Here is a 19,074-nt window from a genome sequence, read left to right as displayed (position 1 = left end):
ATAGCAAGTATGGTTAACAAAAATTAGCCATTTGAAATCAGGCCCATAACTCGAATCAGGCACTGTCCCGGAATTTTACGTCTCATTAATTTGCATGTGGATATTAAGGGATCGTTTATGACCTTCTGGCATTCAATTCTCTCAATCAAGCGATTGTTGGGTGCGTTAAAGAAGGCTTGACATAATGGACGACGATTTCTGGAAAGCTGTTCAGGAAAAAGAGCAGTCCTATTCCACGTCGCGCAAGACGGGCGCGTTGAATATCGCTCTGCTGTTCGGTACGGCGGCGGTCGCGCTTTCGCTTATCCTGACGCCGATGCTCTCCGACAAATCCAAGTCGCGCGTGCTTGCAAGTGCGCCGGATCTCGACAATATTACGACGGGTTCAATTCCTCAGACTGAAAACGGCAAGCGCTATACGATCCGCCGCAGCGTGCTGCAGCAAGAGCCCGGTTCGGTCTGCATCGTTCAAGGTTACGGAGCCGATAGCGGCTGCTGACGGTTGCATGAGCATAGCCTGCCAGATGCCATGACGAGCATCGGATTCACGAGATGTTGATGTCCAATGCTGCGGCTGGGGAGCTCAGAGCCTATGCGATCCGTACGGCGTTTTTTCAATGATAAGACCGGTGCCACGGTCATCGAGTATGGCCTCATCGCTGCCCTCATGTCGGCTGCGATCATCAGCGGCGTCGGCGCCTTCGGCGGCAGCCTTTCGAACACGTTCAGCCTATTGTCCAACACGGTTCAGGACTCGTCCACCGCCTCGAACTGAGGCGATCGCGTTTGCCTGAAGCACCTCGCGAACTTTCAGGGGCGTGGGTTGAGCTTTGGGTTTCTGGCTCTTGCGCGACACGCCTTATTGCTTCAGCTTGTGCTCTTCGACCTTGAGCGCATCGGCGAGCCGCGCCTTGGCCGAGCCCGGCTTCAACGGCTTCTGCTGGCTCTCATGTGGGGTCCATCCGGATACATAGATGATCGAGAAAGTCGCCCTGATCCTGCCATCGGCATCGGAATAGCGTTCGGCATAGAGTTCGGCCGCGCGCAGGAAAAAGGCGCGTGTCAGCGGCGCGCGGCTGCGTTCGGCAAGCGGATTGGTCATTCCCATGGCGCGCAGGTCGCGCATCAAGGCAAAGAGATTGTCGTAACGCACCGTGTAGGTCTCGGCGTCTATCACGGGCAGAGTAAAGCCGGCTCGCTGTAGCAGACCGCCGACATCTCGGACATCGGCAAAAGGGATGACGCGCGGGCTCGCGCCGCCCGTGAGTTCGATTTCGGTCGCGAGCAGTACCTCGCGCAGCTCCTGCAGGGTGCCCAAGCCCGGGATTGCCGCCAGAAAAAGGCCGTCGGCCTTCAATGCACGGCGGATCTGGATGAAAACGCCGGGCGTGTCGTTGGTGACATGCAGGTTGAGCGGGGAGAGGACGAGATTGACCGATTCCGCCTCCAGCGGCAATTCCTCAAGGGGAGCCTCGGTGACATCCTCGCCGGGTGCGGCAAAATCTGCCACGTTTTCGATCCGGCACAAATGGCCGATCTTGCCGGTTGCCAATGCAAGGCGTGCCGCGACGCCGGTCGTTCCGTGAAGCTCCACTGCTTCATCGAAGCGCCGTTCGATGACGGAAAGCCGCTCCGCCAGTTCGCTTGCTGCAATATCGAGCAGAAATGCCGCCTTCGGGTCGCCTTGTCTCAGCGCGCGTTGTTTGCGGGCTGCGAGCAGCGCTTGGTCGAACACGATTTCCATGGCGTTTTCCTGCAATATGGTCATTTCGGCGGGGCGTGCCGGGCACACGCGTTTTCCTTCGCAAAGCCTGCGGGAAAAAGCTAGTGTCAATCATATGGGGATGATGGGGCGAGAAATCACGTTATCAACGCTGCGAGTCGGGTTGGCGAAGCCCTCGCAGGTGCTGGCGGATCTGATCTATCCGCCTGCTTGCTCCGGCTGCGGGGTTGCGGTCGGAGCGCATCGCGGTCTTTGTCCTGCCTCCTGGTCCGGCATCCGTTTCATCGAGCGCGCCTATTGCGAAATTCTCGGCAGCCCGTTTTCCCATGATCTCGGCGCGGGCATTTTCAGTGCCGAGGCGATCGCCGATCCGCCTGTCTTCGACCGGTTGCGTTCGGCCGCCGTTCACGACGGCATCGTGCGTGATCTCGTTCTCAGCCTGAAATATCGCGATCGCACCGATCTGGCGCCGATGATGGCCGGTTGGATGCTGCGCGCCAGCGATGGCATGGTCGCCGCCTGCGACGCGACCATGCCGGTGCCCTTGCATCGCGCGCGGTTGTTTTCGCGCAAGTACAATCAGGCGGCCGAACTGGCGCGCCATGTTGCCCGCCTCTCTGGAAAGCCCTTGCTTGCCGCGACCCTGCTGCGCGTCAAGCGCACGAGCCAGCAGGTCGGTCTCGGCGCCAAGGCGCGGCAGGACAATGTGCGTGGCGCATTGGCCGTCTCCGAACATCGGGCCGCCGATGTGTTCGGCCGGCGTATCGTGCTGGTCGATGACGTCTATACCACGGGCGCGACGGTGGCCGTGGCAACGCGCGCATTGAAGAAAGCCGGCGCGGCGGATGTGACTGTTTTGACCTTTGCAAGGGTCGTCGGCCATCTTATATGACAATAAATCTGAGTTTTTTTGGAGTGGATCATGGCATCCGTCGTTATCTATACGCGTGAGTTCTGCGGCTACTGCGCTCGCGCGAAATCCCTGCTCGAATCCAAGGGCGTCGACTATGTCGAGCACAATGCGACCTATGCGCCCGAAATGCGGCAGCAGATGATTGCAAAGGCGAACGGTGCCTCGACCTTCCCGCAGATCTTCATCAATGACGCGCATGTCGGCGGTTGTGACGATATCCATGCGCTCGATCGGGCCGGCAAGCTCGATCCGATGCTGGCCGCCTAAGACGCTTCGCAAGGGAGACGACGATGAGTTTCAAAGCCGCCGCCATTCAGATGTGCTCCGGTGTCGATCCGGTGAAGAACGCGGCCGACATGGCGCGTCTGGTGCGTGACGCTGCCTCGCAGGGAGCTGTTTATGTGCAGACCCCGGAAATGACGGGTGCGGTACAGAAGGATCGGCCGGGCTTGCGCGCCGTTTTGCGCGACGAGGCCGGCGATATCATCGTCAAGACGGCGGCCGAGTTGGCAAAGGAACTCGGCATATACCTGCACATCGGCTCGACAGCCATTGCGCTCGATGACGGCAAGATCGCCAATCGCGGCTTTCTCTTCGGTCCTGACGGCAAGCTCATCAACCGCTATGATAAGATCCATATGTTCGATGTCGATCTCGACAATGGCGAGAGCTGGCGCGAGAGCGCCGTCTATCGCCCCGGATCGGAGGCGCGCATCACCTCGCTGCCCTTTGCCGAACTTGGCTTTTCCATTTGCTACGACGTGCGCTTTCCGCAGCTCTTTCGTGCTCAAGCCGTTGCCGGCGCCCAGGTGATGACGGTTCCGGCCGCTTTCACCAGGCAGACCGGCGAGGCGCACTGGGAAATTCTGCTGCGCGCCCGCGCCATCGAAAATGGCATGTTCGTGATTGCCGCCGCGCAGGCCGGCACGCACGAGGACGGCCGCGAAACCTTCGGTCACTCGATGATCATCGATCCCTGGGGCAAGGTGCTGGCATCAGCCGGCGGTACGGGCGAGGCGGTTGTCATCGCCGAGATCGACGTTGCTGCGGTAAAATCAGCCCATGACAAAATTCCAAACCTGAAGAATGCGCGCGAATTTTCACTGGAGAAGATCGCGACGCCGGCGGCTGGAGGCGTCGCTGCTTGATCCGTTATTCGCTTAGCTGTGAGAACGCCCATGAATTCGAGGGCTGGTTTTCCGAAAGCGCCGATTTCGACCGTCAGGTCGCAAGCGGTTTTCTGACCTGCCCCGTCTGCAATTCGGCTGCGATCTCCAAGCTCCTGATGGCGCCGTCGGTTTCGACCGCGCGCAAGAAGGACGAGATTCAGACGCTCGCCATGGACGCCGCCCGCAAGGAAGCGATCGTCAAGCTCAAGGAAGCAGTCGAAGCCATAAAGGCCAACGCCGAGGATGTCGGCACGAAATTCCCCGAAGAAGCTCGCAAGATCCACTATGGCGAGGCGGATGCGCGGGGGATCATCGGCAAGGCGACGCCGGACGAGGCGCAGGCCCTCGTCGAAGAGGGCATCGAAATCGCCGCTATCCCCGTGCTGCCTGACGATATCAACTGATGTCCGCGCGAGCTGGCAAACATCTCGTCATGTATAATTTCGGGCTGCATGTCGCAGCTTATGAAAGTCCTGCCGTCGAAGGATTTCGCCTGCGCGAAGCGGCGAATTTCGAAGCTGCCGACCGCGCGCATGGTTTCATCAGCCGCTCCGGATATGCCGGCGAACCGGGCATGGCCTGTTGGGGCGAGCAGGTTTTTCCGCGTTTCATCGAAGGTAGCGGTTTTGCCATCGCGCCATCGTCGCTATCGCTCTGGGCCGACATCGAATCGCTGATGGCATTTTCCTACAGCGGCGTGCATGCCGATGCCCTGAAACATGCCCGTCACTGGAACCTCAGGCAAAGCTGGCCACCGCTGGTGCTTTGGTGGACGGATGTAGACGTCGTCCCGCAATGGAGGGACGGTGCGAAGCGGCTGGAATATCTTCACGATCACGGACCGAGCGCCGCAGCTTTCACGTTCAAGCAGCCCTATGGGCCCGATGGCAATTCAGCTGACATCGACCGCGGCCGGGTCAAGGAAGTCGCGGCGATTAATGCGGAAAGCCAAGCCGATCTGTTGGCACATGTCCTGGCCTTGAAGGTCTAGAGGAAATCCCTTCTCCGGCGGTTGCGCGTCTTCAGCTGAATTTCGGGCGCTTCGCCAGCATCATGTAATTCACGTCCATGTCTTTCGACAGGTTCCACCGGTCCTGCAGCGGCGAATAGAACACGCCGGTACGGGCGATGATGTCCAATCCATCCGCAGCAAGCGGCTTCTCGATCTCTTCCGGACGAACGAGCTTTTCATATTGATGCGTGCCCCGCGGCAGCCAGCGAAGCACGTTCTCAGCGGCGAAGATGGCGAGTGCTGCCGCCTTCATGGTGCGGTTGATGGTTGCGACGAACATCAATCCGCCGGGGCGCACCATCTTGGCGCAGGTGGAGAGGAAGAATTCAACATCGGCAACGTGCTCGACCACTTCCATGTTCAGTACGATATCGAAAGTCTCGCCGGCTTCGGCCAGTTGCTCGGCCGTCACGGCGCGATAGTCGACGGGAACGCCGGAAGCCTTCGCATGTGTTGAGGCAATGCCGATATTCTTTTCGGAGGGATCGGCGCCGACGACCTCAGCGCCCATGCGCGCCATCGGCTCCGAAAGCAGTCCGCCGCCGCAGCCGATATCGAGCACGCGCAGACCCTCAAGCGGTCTGCTGCTCTTCGGGTCGCGATCGAAATTCTCGCAGGCGCGGTCGCGGATATAGGCAAGGCGAACCGGATTGAATTTATGCAGCGGCTTGAACTTGCCGGTCGGGCTCCACCATTCCGCCGCCATGGCGGAGAAACGGTCCACTTCGCTCTGGTCGATCGTGCTCTTTGCCGTTTCGCTCATGGTTCACTCCGTGATTTGCGTCGTTCCGTAGTTCGAGCGACTGCAAGCAATAATTCTACTCAATGGGTGAAGTCGGACGATCGACACGCGATGTCAAGGGCCTGCGCCCTTCGATCATCTGTGGGGTATCTCGATCAGGACGCGCGAATTGCGATGCAGAGGTTGACATGGAGGTATCTTATGGCCGATCAAACGCCGGGCTGTGACATGGACTTTCAGAACCGGGATCGATTTCGATCGACCGGCTTATAGAGGAGTTCCTCTTGAGACCACTTCGTCTCGCGACCGCAATAGCCATCGGCTGCCTCGTGGTCGGCCAAGCAAACGCCGGGGACGGCAAGGGGTTTCGCCTCACGGTCGATGGTGTCGAAGTGGGCATCAATCCCGGTGATGCGCTCGATGTGACCATGAAGGATGGCCGCGAGGTCTCAGTGGTGCTGCAGCGTAGTGAATCCGTGACGTTTACCGGCGGCAAGTTCTCCTTCGATCACGACGGCAAGTTTACGGTCGCGAAAACGGATCTTGGCGGTGGCGTGCAGCAATATGCGCTGATGACACTGATCGGCACCGGCATCATCGTTCAGGAATATAAAGGCCTTAATCCCACCAGCATCACCGATTTCGTGCTGCAGCAGATGGTGCAGGAAAGCATCAGCGGCGGCGCCAAGATGACGAAGGAAACCGCGCAGCGTACGCTACCCGGCGGCAGCGTGCTGAAAGGCGTCAAGGCCGAGACCACGACGGACAACGATGTCATGGATTATGAAATCGTCGCGACGGGGAAGCCGGAGGGCGGCATTCTAGTCGCTACCTTCCTCAACAAGGAAAATATCCCGAAGGAAGGTGGGATCCTCAACAAGCTCTGGTCGAGCTTAAAAGTGGAGTATTGATCGAAGGTATTTAGGCGTCGAATGTGCCAAGCTATTGCACCTGCCTGCCAAACTCGCTAAGAGACGGCCCCATTGAGATCAAGCTTTTCCGGCTACCGAACCGGAAGGGTGATTTTGCATGCCGGGCTTATCGCATTTCGGCCGCCCGGCGCTGGGTACTGGTAGAGGCACATGGCACGCATCGTGATGAAATTCGGCGGAACCTCCGTCGCGGATCTGGACCGTATCAAGAACGTCGCACGCCATGTGAAACGTGAAGTCGACGCCGGCCATGAGGTCGCGGTCGTCGTTTCCGCCATGTCCGGCAAGACCAATGAGTTGGTCGGCTGGGTTCAGAACATGCCGAAAGTCTCCGGCGCCAATCACTCGATCTACGATGCGCGCGAATATGACGCGGTCGTGGCTTCGGGCGAACAGGTGACGTCGGGCCTGCTGGCGATCGCGCTGCAGGCCATGGGCATCAATGCCCGTTCCTGGCAGGGCTGGCAGATTCCGATCCGGACCGACAATGCCCACGGCGCTGCGCGCATTCTCGAAATCGACGGCGGCGAGATGGTTCGCCGCATGAAGGAAGGCCAGGTGGCTGTCGTCGCCGGTTTCCAGGGTCTTGGTCCAGACAACCGCCTCTCGACGCTCGGCCGCGGTGGTTCCGACACATCGGCGGTCGCGATCGCAGCCGCCGTCAAAGCCGATCGCTGCGATATTTATACGGATGTCGACGGCGTCTACACCACCGATCCGCGTATCGAGCCGAAGGCACGCCGCCTGAAGAAGATCGCCTTCGAGGAAATGCTCGAAATGGCCTCGCTCGGCGCGAAAGTGCTGCAGGTACGCTCGGTCGAGCTGGCTATGGTCTTTAAGGTTCGCACCTTCGTGCGCTCCTCCTTCGAAGATCCCGATGCTCCGGGCATGGGCGATCTGCTCAACCCGCCCGGAACGCTGATTTGTGACGAGGAAGAAATCGTGGAACAGGAAGTAGTCACCGGCATTGCCTATGCCAAGGATGAGGCCCAGATCTCGTTGCGCCGTCTTGACGACCGGCCGGGCGTTTCCGCCGCCATCTTCGGACCGTTGGCCGAGAGCCACATCAACGTCGACATGATCGTCCAGAACATTTCCGAGGACGGCTCCAAGACCGACATGACCTTCACGGTTCCCTCGGGCGATGCCGAGAAGGCGCTGCGCGTTCTTGGCGAGAACAAGGAAAAAATCGGCTACGATGTCGTCCAGAGCGAATCAGGGCTCGTCAAAGTCTCGGTCATCGGCGTCGGCATGCGCTCGCATGCGGGTGTGGCTGCGACCGCTTTCCGGGCACTTGCCGAAAAAGGCATCAACATCAAGGCCATTACAACGTCAGAAATCAAGATTTCCATCCTGATTGACGGTCCTTATGCAGAACTCGCAGTCAGGACTTTGCATTCCTGCTACGGTCTGGATAAGAGTTGATTCAGGACTGCTGACGACGGACCGTTACGGAGGCGAGTTTCGGCCGGCCCTGACGCGGGCAAGACAGGCATGACATCTTGATTCGGGAGCTAGTGGCGCAATGAGAGACCTATCCGGCGGTCCACGCGTTCTGCTCAAGCGGCTACGCGAGTTGATGGCGGAGCCGCTGGAGCCGCAGGAGCGCCTTGACCGGATCGTCCGACAGATTGCCGGCAACATGGTCGCCGAGGTGTGTTCCGTCTACGTGCTGCGCGCCGACGGAGTCCTCGAGCTCTATGCGACCGAGGGCCTCAACAAGGAAGCCGTCCACCTCTCGCAATTGAAGATGGGCCAGGGTCTGGTCGGCACGATCGCCGCCTCCGCCCAGCCGCTCAATCTGTCCGACGCGCAATCGCATCCTGCCTTCCGCTACCTGCCGGAAACCGGCGAAGAGATTTACCACTCCTTCCTCGGCGTGCCGATCCTGCGTACCGGCCGATCGCTCGGCGTTCTCGTCGTCCAGAACAAGGCGAGCCGGACCTATCGCGAGGAAGAGCTGGAAGCGCTCGAAACGACGGCCATGGTGCTGGCCGAGATGATCGCTACCGGTGAGCTGAAGAAGATCACCAAGCCCGGCCTCGAGCTCGATCTCACCCGCTCGGTCACCATCGATGGCGACAGCTATAATGAAGGCATCGGCCTCGGCTATGTTGTGCTGCACGAGCCGCGCATCGTCGTCACCAACCTGTTGAACGAAGATACCGATAAGGAAATCGGGCGCCTCGCCGAAGCGCTGGGTTCGCTGCGCATTTCGATCGACGACATGCTGTCGCGTCGCGACGTTTCCATGGAAGGCGAGCATCGCGACGTGCTCGAGACCTACAGGATGTTCGCGCACGACCAGGGCTGGGTACGCAAGCTCGAGGAAGCCGTTCGCAACGGCCTGACGGCCGAAGCCGCCGTCGAAAAGGTGCAGAGCGATACCAAGGCGCGGATGATGCGCCTGACGGATCCCTATCTGCGCGAGCGCATGCACGATTTCGAGGATTTGGCGAACCGCTTGCTCCGGCAGCTTATTGGCTATTCGGGCCGCACGAGCGCCGAAGGTTTTCCGAACGATGCGATCATTTTCGCGCGTGCCATGGGCGCTGCCGAACTGCTCGATTATCCGCGCGCCAATATTCGCGGCCTGGTGCTGGAAGAGGGCGCGGTCACGAGCCATGTCGTCATCGTCGCCCGGGCTATGGGCATTCCGGTCATCGGCCAGGCGACCGGCATCGTCGCTCTCGCCGAGAACGGCGATTCCGTCATCATCGATGGCGATGGCGGCCATGTGCATCTTCGGCCGATGGCCGATCATCAGCGCTCCTATGAGGAAAAGGTGCGCTTCCGCGCCCGTCGGCAGGAGCAATTCCGCGCCTTGCGTTCGGTCGAGCCGGTCACCAAGGACGGGAAGCGCATTTCGCTGCTGATGAATGCCGGGCTGCTGGTCGATCTGCCGCAGCTTGCCGAGTCTGGCGCGGAAGGGATTGGCCTGTTTCGCACCGAGCTGCAGTTCATGATCGCCTCGACCATGCCGAAGGCGGAAGAGCAGGAAATCTTCTATCGCAATGTGATAAAGCAGGCGGGCGGGCGTGTCGTCACCTTCCGGACGCTTGATATCGGCGGCGACAAGGTCGTTCCCTATTTCCGCGCGCATGAGGAAGAGAACCCCGCACTCGGCTGGCGCGCCATTCGTCTCTCGCTCGACCGTCCGGGCTTGCTGCGCACGCAGTTGCGCGCCATGCTGAAGGCCGCGGCCGATATCGAATTGAAGATGATGGTGCCGATGGTCACGGAAGTTTCCGAGATCAGGGCCGTGCGCGAGCTCCTGCAGAAGGAAGTGCAGCATCTCTCGCGCTTCGGGCATAGTCTGCCGCGCAAGCTGCAGTTTGGCGCCATGCTGGAAGTGCCGGCGCTATTGTGGCAGCTGGACGAGCTGATGGAGGAAGTCGATTTCGTCTCAGTCGGCTCCAACGATCTGTTCCAGTTCTCGATGGCTGTAGATCGTGGCAATGCCCGCGTCTCGGATCGCTTCGATCCGCTCGATCGGCCGTTCCTGCGTATCCTGCGCGATATCGTGCGTGCCGGGCAACGCAACAAGACGCCGGTGACCCTTTGCGGCGAGCTGGCCGGCAAGACGATTTCGGCAATGGCCCTGCTTGGCATCGGCTTCCGTTCGATCTCGATGTCGCCGGCCTCGATCGGCCCGGTCAAGGCGATGCTGCTCGGGCTCGATCTCAAGGCCTTGTCCACGGTCATGGAAGAGGCCCTGGATGACAAGCATCCGACGACTTCGATGCGGGATATCCTTGTGCGCTTTGCCGAGAGCCACAATATTCCGCTTTAGCGCGCGATCCTGAATAGCTCGAAGCGGTTTCCAGGCAAGATCATGCGCATCACATCACAGCAGACATAATAAGAAGAATTGGAGTCCAGGGTGGCGAAGCTTCCCGTTGAAAAAATGCGCGAGTTGGAGCGCCGCTTCGGCGAAATCGAGGCGCGCATGTCGGCAGGCCCGGCCGCCGACGTCTATGTGAAGCTCGCTTCCGAATATTCGGAACTGCAGCCGGTCGTCACCAAGATCCGCGACTATGAGCGTGCCATTGCCGAGGCCGCCGATCTTGACGCCATGCTCGCCGACAAGTCTGTCGATCGCGAGATGCGCGATCTCGCCGAGATGGAGCTGCCAGAGGTGAAGGAGCGCATCGAGGCGCTCGAGCAGGAAATGCAGATCCTGCTGCTGCCGAAGGACGCGGCCGACGAAAAGAGCGCGATCCTGGAAATCCGCGCCGGCACAGGCGGCTCCGAGGCCGCCCTTTTCGCCGGGGATCTCTTTCGCATGTATGAGCGCTTTGCAGCCAGCAACGGCTGGAAGGTGGAAGTCCTTTCCTCGAGCGAGGGCGAAGCGGGCGGCTACAAGGAAATCATCGCGACGATCAGCGGCAAGGGCGTGTTCTCCCGGCTGAAATTCGAATCGGGCGTCCATCGTGTGCAGCGCGTACCGGAAACGGAAGCTGGCGGGCGTATCCATACCTCGGCGGCAACGGTCGCGGTGCTGCCCGAGGCCGAGGAAATCGACATCGAGATCCGGGCTGAGGATATTCGCATCGACACGATGCGTTCTTCCGGCGCCGGCGGCCAGCACGTCAACACCACGGACTCGGCGGTGCGCATTACCCATATTCCCTCGGGGATCGTGGTGACGAGCTCGGAAAAGTCGCAGCACCAGAACCGCGCCAAGGCGATGCAGGTGCTGCGCTCGCGCCTGTTCGATATGGAGCGCCAGCGTGCCGACAGCGAACGTTCCGCCGACCGCAAGAGCCAGGTTGGCTCCGGCGACCGCTCCGAACGAATCCGCACCTATAATTTCCCGCAGGGTCGCGTCACCGATCACCGCATCAACCTGACGCTTTACAAGCTCGACCGGATGATGGAAGGCGAGATCGACGAAGTGGTCGACGCGCTTCTGGCGGATTACCAGGCGAGCCAGCTCGCCCAGCTCGGCGAACAGGCATGAGCGGCGGGCAGGGGTCGACCGTATCCGGACTCCTGCAGGAGGTGCGTGCCCGCTTTGCCGAGGCCGATCTCGACGACCCAGCAACCGAAGCCCGCATCCTTGTCGGCGGCCTTCTTCATCTCTCGTCCACCGAGCTAGTGACGCGTGGTTCGGATGCGGTATCGTCCGGCGATGCGGAAGCGGCGCGGGCGGCGATCGACCGTCGCCTCAACCATGAACCGGTCTACCGCATTCTCGGTGAACGCGAATTTTATGGCCTCTCCCTGCGGCTATCGCCGGCGACGCTCGAGCCGCGGCCGGATACGGAAATTCTCGTCGATACGATGCTTCCGCATGTGAGGCGCCTTGAATCCAAGGTCGGCAATGTCCATATACTAGATATCGGAACGGGAACCGGGGCCATTTGTTTGGCTCTGCTCCATGAAAGCCCGCAAGCGACGGGTGTCGGCTCCGATATTTCCAGCGAAGCGCTGGAGACGGCTCGCGGGAACGCTGAGCGAAATGGCTTGGGGGCGCGGTTTGGTACTGCGCATGGAAGCTGGTTTGATGCCATCCACGAACGATTTCATGTGATTGTCTCAAATCCGCCCTATATTGCGTCCAGTGTCATTTCCACTCTCGCTCCAGAAGTAAAGGATTTCGATCCTCCCGCGGCCCTCGATGGGGGCCTTGATGGGCTGGATGCATATAGGGCGATCGCAAAGGATGCGGCGCGGTTTCTACACCTACATGGGATGTTAGGAGTTGAGATCGGTTACGATCAGCGTGAAGCGGTGACTTCGGTTTTTGAAGGAGCAGGATTTCTCCTTGTCGAGGCGGTTCGTGACTACGGCCAGAACGACCGGGTGCTTGTGTTTAGGTTTCATCAGTAACGCGACATTTTGCAACGCGACATTTTGCTGCAGATTTGTGGGACCCCTGTCGTTATCGCGAAGAAAAAGCTTGGATTTCCTGAGGAAGCAATATAGGTTGCGCTCACGCGTTGGGCGGCTGGGAATAGGCGGGACGATTCGCCTGTCTTGGACAGCCTCGGGGATCCGCTCTTTGGTAAGAGTGTCAAAGGTTGAAGATAACCCAATGCGTGATCAGTTAATCTGACGTAGTCGAGCGGCAGACCAGCGCTTAAAGCGCAGTTTGCTTGCGGCACGCAGGCCCTGGTTCGGGAATGTCCGAACCGCGGCGGCAGGTGTCGTGTATGAATTTTATCCCAACGAAGAGAATTCAGGTGAAGGATCTATGAGGCCAGGACAGCAGAATAAGCGCGGTCGGGGGCGTGGTAACAACAACGGCGGCGGCGGCGGTGGAAATAACAACAACAATTTCAACCGCAAGGGCTCGAACCCGCTGACCAGGACCTACGACAGCTCCGGTCCCGATGTGAAGATCCGCGGAACCGCACAGCATATTGCCGAGAAGTACTCGGCTTTGGGTCGCGATGCGCAAAGCTCCGGCGATCGCGTTATGGCTGAAAACTACCTGCAGCATGCCGAGCACTACAATCGGATTATTGCCAGCGCTCAGGCGCAGATGCAGGAGCGCTATCAGCGCGACGATCACCACAATTACAACGAGCGTGATGCGGCCGACCGTGACATCGATGATATCGATGCGAACGAGATGGACGACCAGCCGCAGATGGCTCCGCCTCCGGCCCGTCAGCAGCAGCATGCTCCGGTAGTTGCCGCGACTCCGGCTCCCGAGCCGGAAGTGATGGATGGCACAGGCCCGCAGCCGGTGATCGACGGTATTCCTGCCGAAGTGGCGATCGAAGAAGAGACGCCTGCCGCGGCGACCGAGCGCCAGCCGCGCCGCCGCAACGCCGGCAGCCGCCCGCGCCGTCAGCCGCGCCGCGCCGCCGGTGACGCGGAAGGCCAGGGCGAGGCCGCTTCGGGCGAAGCTCCCGCTTTGGCAGACGCAGCCTCGGAATAATCTCCTCTCTTTCCAGAGAGGCGATGGAACATAGAAGCGGGAGCGGCAGCGCTGAAGGTGCTGCCGCTCCCTTTTTGTTTCATCGCCTTTTCCCGGAGGGCGGCTGGACGAGCATCCTATTCATCCCGCTGTGCTTGCCGGCCTCGACATTTTGCGGCCTGATGCTGGCGCTGTTCCGCTGGCAAAATCCGTTGGTTTTTCGCTTTTCCCACCCTTTAAACTTCTGAGCGTTCCTCCCATATTCCCTTCAGTTGCTTTGCCGCAAATCTCAATGGCGGCAAAGCCGGGCCTGCCTCTTAAGGGGGCTCAGTCTCAATCATCGACCTGTGCCGTTCAGGGCAGGACGATCCATGGAGGTCTCATATGAATATTGAAAAATACTCGGAGCGGGTACGCGGTTTCCTGCAATCCGCCCAAACCTACGCGCTTGCGCAGGGTAACCAGCAATTCACGCCAGAACACGTTCTGAAGGTGCTTCTTGACGACGATCAGGGCATGGCGTCTTCGCTGATCGAACGTGCCGGCGGCGATGCTAAGGCTGCCCGTCTTGCCAATGATGCAGCGCTTGCCAAGCTGCCGAAGGTTTCCGGCGGCGATGGTCAGGTTTACCTGGCGCAGCCGCTCGCCAAGGTTTTTGCCACCGCCGAAGATGCTGCGAAGAAGGCTGGCGACAGTTTCGTCACCGTTGAGCGTCTTTTGCAGGCATTGGCGATCGAGCCTACTGCTTCGACATCTGCCACGCTGAAAAAGGCCGGTGTAACGCCCGTTGCCCTCAATCAGGTCATCAACGATATCCGCAAGGGCCGTACTGCCGACTCCGCCAATGCGGAGCAGGGCTTCGATTCTCTGAAGAAATATGCTCGTGACCTCACCGCCGAGGCTCGCGAAGGCAGGCTCGACCCGGTGATCGGCCGCGACGACGAAATCCGCCGCACCATTCAGGTTCTCTCCCGGCGCACGAAGAACAACCCTGTGCTCATCGGCGAACCCGGCGTCGGCAAGACGGCGATCGTCGAAGGTCTGGCGTTGCGCATCGTCAACGGCGACGTTCCGGAATCGCTGAAGGACAAGAAGCTGATGGCGCTCGACATGGGTGCCCTGATTGCCGGTGCGAAGTTCCGCGGTGAATTCGAAGAGCGGCTGAAGGCCGTGCTCAACGAAGTGCAGTCGGAAAATGGCGAGATCATCCTGTTCATCGACGAAATGCACACGCTGGTCGGTGCCGGCAAGGCCGATGGCGCCATGGATGCGTCCAACCTCTTGAAGCCGGCGCTTGCCCGCGGCGAGCTGCACTGCGTCGGTGCGACCACGCTCGATGAATATCGCAAGCATGTCGAGAAGGATCCGGCCCTTGCCCGCCGCTTCCAGCCCGTCATGGTCGAAGAGCCGACGGTCGAGGACACGATCTCGATCCTGCGCGGCTTGAAGGAGAAATACGAACAGCATCACAAGGTGCGCATCGCCGATGCCGCACTGGTGGCGGCTGCGACTTTGTCGAACCGCTACATCACCGACCGCTTTCTGCCGGATAAGGCCATCGACCTTATGGACGAGGCTGCAGCTCGCCTGCGCATGCAGGTGGACTCCAAGCCGGAAGAACTCGACGAACTCGATCGTCGCATCATCCAGCTGAAGATCGAGCGCGAAGCGCTGAAGAAAGAAACCGACCAGGCCTCGGCCGACCGGCTGAAGCGGCTGGAAACGGACCTTGCTTCTCTGGAAGAGGAAGCCGATGCGCTGACTGCGCGCTGGCAGGCCGAAAAGCAGAAGCTCGGTCTTGCCGCCGATCTGAAGAAGCAACTTGACGAAGCTCGCAACGAGCTTGCCATTGCCCAGCGCAAGGGTGAGTTCCAGCGTGCCGGCGAGCTCGCCTATGGCGTGATCCCCAATCTTGAGAAAGAGCTTCATAGCGCGGAAGAGCAGGATGGTGCTCGCGATTCCATGGTGCAGGAAGTGGTGACCGCCGACAACATCGCCCAGGTCGTTTCTCGCTGGACCGGGATTCCCGTGGACAAGATGCTGGAAGGCGAGCGCGACAAGCTGCTCAGGATGGAAGACGAGTTGGCAAAATGGGTGGTAGGCCAGGGCGATGCCGTTCAGGCGGTTTCGCGCGCCGTTCGCCGGTCGCGCGCCGGCCTGCAGGATCCGAACCGGCCGATCGGCTCGTTCATCTTCCTTGGCCCGACCGGCGTCGGCAAGACGGAGCTCACCAAGGCGCTCGCCCGCTTCCTCTTCGACGACGACACTGCGATGGTGCGCATGGATATGTCGGAATACATGGAGAAGCACTCCGTGGCCCGGCTGATCGGCGCCCCTCCCGGCTATGTCGGCTATGAAGAGGGTGGCGCGCTGACCGAAGCCGTTCGTCGCCGGCCCTATCAGGTCGTGCTGTTCGACGAGATCGAGAAGGCGCATCCCGATGTCTTCAACGTCCTGCTCCAGGTTCTGGACGACGGGCGTTTGACGGATGGGCAGGGCCGCACGGTCGACTTCCGCAACACGATGATCATCATGACTTCCAATCTGGGCGCGGAATACCTGACCCAGTTGAAGGATGGCGATGACAGCGATCTGGTGCGCGAACAGGTGATGGATGTGGTCCGGTCGCATTTCCGGCCCGAGTTCCTGAACCGTGTCGACGAAATCATCCTGTTCCATCGCCTGAAGCGCGATGAGATGGGTGCGATCGTCGATATCCAGCTGGAACGCCTGTTGAAGCTGCTGTCGGAACGCAAGATCACGCTCGAGCTCGACGAGGATGCCCGCAACTGGCTCGCCAACAAGGGCTACGATCCCGTCTATGGTGCAAGGCCGCTGAAGCGGGTGATCCAGAAATATGTTCAGGATCCGCTCGCCGAACAGATCCTTTCCGGGCAGGTTCCGGATGGCTCGTTGGTCAAGGTCACCAGCGGTTCGGACAGATTGCTGTTCCGCCCGCGTCAGGCCGTGAACGAAGCGGCGTAAGACCGGCGATGTTTGGATAAATGCAAAATGGCGGCCTTCGGGCCGCCATTTTGTCTTTGAGGCTTCGCCGAGAACCGTCTTGCGGCGCTGCGCGCGGCTGCTACTTGCTGGCGACCTGTTTCGTCTTGTCGTCGGTAAGCAGCGTGTCGATGCGCTTGCGCTCTTCCTGGAACTTGGCGAAAGCCTCGCCTTCGAGCGACTTGCCGCCGGGAAGGCGGATGCGCAGCGGATCGACCTTGGTGCCGTTGACGATCAGTTCGTAGTGCAGATGCGGGCCGGTCGCCAAGCCGGTCGAGCCGATGAAGCCGATGACCTGACCCTGAACCACCTTTGCACCCGGCACAACGCCTTTGACGATAGCGCTTTGGTGATTGTAGGACGAGACGTAACCATTCGCATGGCGGATCAGCGTCTGGTTGCCGAAACCGCTGGAATCCCAGCCGGCTTTTTCGACAATGCCGTTGCCGGCGGCGATGATCGGCGTTCCGCGGGGTGCCGCCCAGTCGACGCCGGTATGCATGCGGGCAAAGCCGAGGATGGGATGGCGCCGCATGCCGAAGCCCGACTTGAAGATGCCGGTCGGAACGGGATTGCGTAGCAGGAATTGCCGGATGCTCTTGCCGCCCTCGTCGAAAAAGTCGATCGAGTGATCCGCTGGATCCTCGAAGCGATAGAAACGCGTGACCGTGTCGCCAAATTTGGCGTTGACGTAGAGCAGCTCGGAATCGGCCGTCGCCTGTCCCTTGTCGTCGGTGACCGAGAAAAAGGCTTCCAGCGAATCCGTCGGTTTCAGCTGCGCCTGGAAATCGACATTACTGGCAAGCAATTTGACGACCTGTGCCACCATCTCCTTGCTCATGCCGTAATAGAGGGCAGCGCGATAGATGCCGTCATAGACGTTCGGCAGGTCGCGACCGGCGGCGAGGACCGGAGCATCATTGTCGAAAGCAGTGGCGATGGCGTCGAGCATCGGCGGTGCACTGCCCGCGACGAAATCGCCATGGTCGTTCTGCGCGATGGTCAGCAGATGCTTGGTGCCGCGATAGATGCTGGCGCGAATGATCCTGGCCTGCTCGCCTTTCTGAAGGATGCCGATGCGAAGCACATCGCCGGTCGACACAGCGGATGATCCAAAGACTGGAAGGATCTTTGCAGCAATGCCGTCTGCATCGGTCTTCGGGTAGCCCGCATTGATCAAAGCCGCCGCAATTGCCATGTTTTCCCGAACGGGAATGATATCGTCGGCGAATTCCTCGGTCTGCGGGGTCACAGCCTGCGAGGCCGAGACCGACATGTTCTCCTCGACGATGCGGGCTGCCAGGCCGGCCGTCAAATCGACATCGGCGTCATCATTGGCGAAGCGGCGCGGGTCCACATAGTACAATGCCGAGAGCTGGGTGTTGCTATCGGCCAGCACCGAGCCGTTGGAGCGGACATTCTCCTCGACTTCCTCGAGCGACATGGAGCCGGCGAGCTGGAAGGGGATATCCTTGGTCGGAAAGGATATGGTCTTGAGACTGACCTCGGATTCGACGTCCGATCCGTAGATCGCTCCGGTGCGATTGGCGGGCTGCGGTATGTTCTCGTCGGTGGAAAAGATCGCCAGGGGGTCGAAGGGCGGATAGCTTTCGCTGGCGACGCGATTGGTGGCGAGCGCGATCTTCACATGCGCGAAGGGCTGGCGGCGCACCACTTCCTTGTCGCCGTCGCGCACCACGGTCGACACTTCGAGAATGTTGCGGTCGGAGGGCTTGGAGGCGATCGCGGTCGAGATCAGGCGGCCGCCGCGGGTAACCTGCTTATCGGTGGCGTCGTGATTGTCCCATATCGCATAGGCTTCCGCCGGGATGGCTAGCTGCTGGCGCCCGTCGAGTGCTGCGAACAGGGCGACACCCATCAATATGCTGGAGGTGAGGCCGGTGAGGAAGGTGCCGGAAAGCCATCGCAAGGAAACCTCGCGCCGATCCGGAGCGCGCCTGCCATCGGCCAGGATTGGCGGCTCGTTGCCGAGCGATCGGAGCATCATCTTGTCCGTTATCATGCCAATCGAGATCCGCTTCCTTCTAAATGCGAGCCGCAGGCTGGGGGCGAAGATGTGCATATTTATGACAGGGGTGTCAAATCCGGCGGCCAAGTTTCGTGTCGCCGAAGCTCCGTTTCCCATGGAAATGCCCGGGAGCAGGAGGCGTGGTTCATAGGCTGCGGCTGTGTCCGGGACCGTATCCGGCGGTTTGATCTAGGTATTTCGCCTGGCTTTGAGCGGCTGCGCGAGCAATATTCGAGAGTTGTGGCCGACTTTTCCGACAATCCAGAAGACCGTCATAATTATTTCATAAAAATCAAAAGCTTATCTATTTTCTGACTTTTTTCAAAATCGTGGTGTTGACTATGTCGTTTGGTAGGGTCTATAAGCCCGATCACTGACGAGGGCGGCGGCGCTGCTGGCGACGAAGACCTTCGCTCTAGTGTTTCCTGGATTGGCTGCGATGCTGATTGATGGTTCTGGGCTTAGGTGCCTGGGATTGCAGGAATGGATTTCGACTGGGTTTTCTGGTCTGTTATTTGACAATTGAAGATGAGAAGAAAGAGAAACGTGGGCGGCGAAGCTTGCGGGATCGGAAGAGATTTCGGTTCTGGAAAGAGACTTCGACGGTTACGTTTTGAACAAGAGAATACACCTCATTATTATCGCAGTGATGCGTTTTGAAATGAGTGTGAGTTCTCGTC

The 19,074-nt window shown here is 59.9% G+C and carries 18 protein-coding genes; 15 read left to right on the top strand and 3 right to left on the bottom strand.

Going from position 1 to position 19,074, the window contains the following annotated elements:
- Positions 1–184: 184 nt before the first annotated feature.
- Positions 185–499 carry a hypothetical protein gene (locus GA0061102_RS29865; protein ID WP_004118019.1) on the top strand — a complete coding sequence of 105 codons (315 nt, stop codon included), beginning with the start codon at positions 185–187 and terminating at the stop codon, positions 497–499.
- 93 nt (positions 500–592) lie between these two features.
- Positions 593–775, top strand: coding sequence for a Flp family type IVb pilin (locus tag GA0061102_RS29860; protein ID WP_092855919.1), 183 nt, complete (start codon positions 593–595; stop codon positions 773–775).
- Positions 776–859: 84 nt separating this feature from the next.
- Here the strand turns inward: GA0061102_RS29860 and GA0061102_RS29855 are convergent, their stop codons facing one another.
- On the bottom strand, positions 860–1,744 hold the full coding sequence (locus GA0061102_RS29855; RefSeq protein WP_092855933.1) for a methyltransferase domain-containing protein: 885 nt from the start codon (positions 1,742–1,744) through the stop codon (positions 860–862).
- A gap of 100 nt (positions 1,745–1,844) precedes the next feature.
- On the opposite strand from GA0061102_RS29855, the gene GA0061102_RS29850 reads away from it, so the two are divergent.
- Genes GA0061102_RS29850 through GA0061102_RS29830 form a run of 5 tightly spaced genes read left to right on the top strand, consistent with a single transcriptional unit; the run spans position 1,845 to position 4,796 of the window.
- The gene (locus GA0061102_RS29850) at positions 1,845–2,615 is read left to right on the top strand and encodes a ComF family protein (protein WP_425348579.1); all 771 of its coding nucleotides are present in this window, start codon (positions 1,845–1,847) and stop codon (positions 2,613–2,615) included.
- Positions 2,616–2,645: 30 nt separating this feature from the next.
- Positions 2,646–2,903, top strand: coding sequence for a glutaredoxin 3 (grxC, locus tag GA0061102_RS29845; RefSeq protein ID WP_092855917.1), 258 nt, complete (start codon positions 2,646–2,648; stop codon positions 2,901–2,903).
- Positions 2,904–2,926: 23 nt separating this feature from the next.
- Complete coding sequence (locus tag GA0061102_RS29840) at positions 2,927–3,784, top strand: carbon-nitrogen hydrolase family protein (protein WP_092855916.1); 858 nt, start codon at positions 2,927–2,929, stop codon at positions 3,782–3,784.
- Positions 3,781–4,209 (top strand): DUF1178 family protein, encoded by a 429-nt coding sequence (locus GA0061102_RS29835; protein WP_092855915.1) that lies wholly within the window; start codon positions 3,781–3,783, stop codon positions 4,207–4,209. Before GA0061102_RS29840 ends, GA0061102_RS29835 begins: the two co-directional genes overlap by 4 nt.
- Positions 4,209–4,796 carry a DUF3291 domain-containing protein gene (locus GA0061102_RS29830; RefSeq protein ID WP_092855914.1) on the top strand — a complete coding sequence of 196 codons (588 nt, stop codon included), beginning with the start codon at positions 4,209–4,211 and terminating at the stop codon, positions 4,794–4,796. Before GA0061102_RS29835 ends, GA0061102_RS29830 begins: the two co-directional genes overlap by 1 nt.
- Positions 4,797–4,827: 31 nt before the next feature.
- On the opposite strand, the gene ubiG is transcribed toward GA0061102_RS29830, so the two are convergent.
- Positions 4,828–5,580, bottom strand: a complete 753-nt coding sequence (ubiG, locus tag GA0061102_RS29825; protein WP_092855913.1) for a bifunctional 2-polyprenyl-6-hydroxyphenol methylase/3-demethylubiquinol 3-O-methyltransferase UbiG — start codon at positions 5,578–5,580, stop codon at positions 4,828–4,830.
- A 263-nt stretch (positions 5,581–5,843) separates the two neighbouring features.
- Here ubiG and GA0061102_RS29820 point away from each other — a divergent pair, with 263 nt between their 5' ends.
- From GA0061102_RS29820 to clpB, 8 genes are all read left to right on the top strand, one after another.
- Positions 5,844–6,470, top strand: coding sequence for a hypothetical protein (locus GA0061102_RS29820; RefSeq protein ID WP_092855912.1), 627 nt, complete (start codon positions 5,844–5,846; stop codon positions 6,468–6,470).
- Positions 6,471–6,641: 171 nt separating this feature from the next.
- Positions 6,642–7,916 (top strand): aspartate kinase, encoded by a 1,275-nt coding sequence (locus tag GA0061102_RS29815; protein ID WP_092855907.1) that lies wholly within the window; start codon positions 6,642–6,644, stop codon positions 7,914–7,916.
- A 100-nt stretch (positions 7,917–8,016) separates the two neighbouring features.
- Positions 8,017–10,284, top strand: a complete 2,268-nt coding sequence (gene ptsP, locus GA0061102_RS29810) for a phosphoenolpyruvate--protein phosphotransferase (RefSeq protein ID WP_092855906.1) — start codon at positions 8,017–8,019, stop codon at positions 10,282–10,284.
- A gap of 90 nt (positions 10,285–10,374) precedes the next feature.
- Entirely contained in the window at positions 10,375–11,454 is a 1,080-nt protein-coding gene (gene prfA / locus GA0061102_RS29805; protein ID WP_092855905.1) for a peptide chain release factor 1, read from the top strand.
- Positions 11,451–12,326, top strand: a complete 876-nt coding sequence (gene prmC / locus GA0061102_RS29800; RefSeq protein WP_092855903.1) for a peptide chain release factor N(5)-glutamine methyltransferase — start codon at positions 11,451–11,453, stop codon at positions 12,324–12,326. Before prfA ends, prmC begins: the two co-directional genes overlap by 4 nt.
- Positions 12,327–12,690: 364 nt before the next feature.
- On the top strand, positions 12,691–13,383 hold the full coding sequence (locus tag GA0061102_RS29795; protein ID WP_092855901.1) for a DUF4167 domain-containing protein: 693 nt from the start codon (positions 12,691–12,693) through the stop codon (positions 13,381–13,383).
- Positions 13,384–13,406: 23 nt separating this feature from the next.
- Positions 13,407–13,610: a hypothetical protein gene (locus tag GA0061102_RS29790; RefSeq protein ID WP_092855899.1), complete on the top strand. Its 204-nt coding sequence runs from the start codon at positions 13,407–13,409 to the stop codon at positions 13,608–13,610.
- 136 nt (positions 13,611–13,746) lie between these two features.
- Complete coding sequence (gene clpB / locus GA0061102_RS29785; protein ID WP_092855897.1) at positions 13,747–16,347, top strand: ATP-dependent chaperone ClpB; 2,601 nt, start codon at positions 13,747–13,749, stop codon at positions 16,345–16,347.
- A gap of 100 nt (positions 16,348–16,447) precedes the next feature.
- Here the strand turns inward: clpB and GA0061102_RS29780 are convergent, their stop codons facing one another.
- Entirely contained in the window at positions 16,448–18,388 is a 1,941-nt protein-coding gene (locus GA0061102_RS29780) for a M23 family metallopeptidase (protein WP_092855895.1), read from the bottom strand.
- Positions 18,389–19,074: the final 686 nt, after the last annotated feature.

Origin of the sequence: Martinezella miluonensis (genome assembly GCF_900094545.1) — a bacterium.
In the GTDB taxonomy this organism is placed as follows: domain Bacteria; phylum Pseudomonadota; class Alphaproteobacteria; order Rhizobiales; family Rhizobiaceae; genus Rhizobium; species Rhizobium miluonense.
This window is presented reverse-complemented; position numbering and strand designations above follow the sequence as displayed.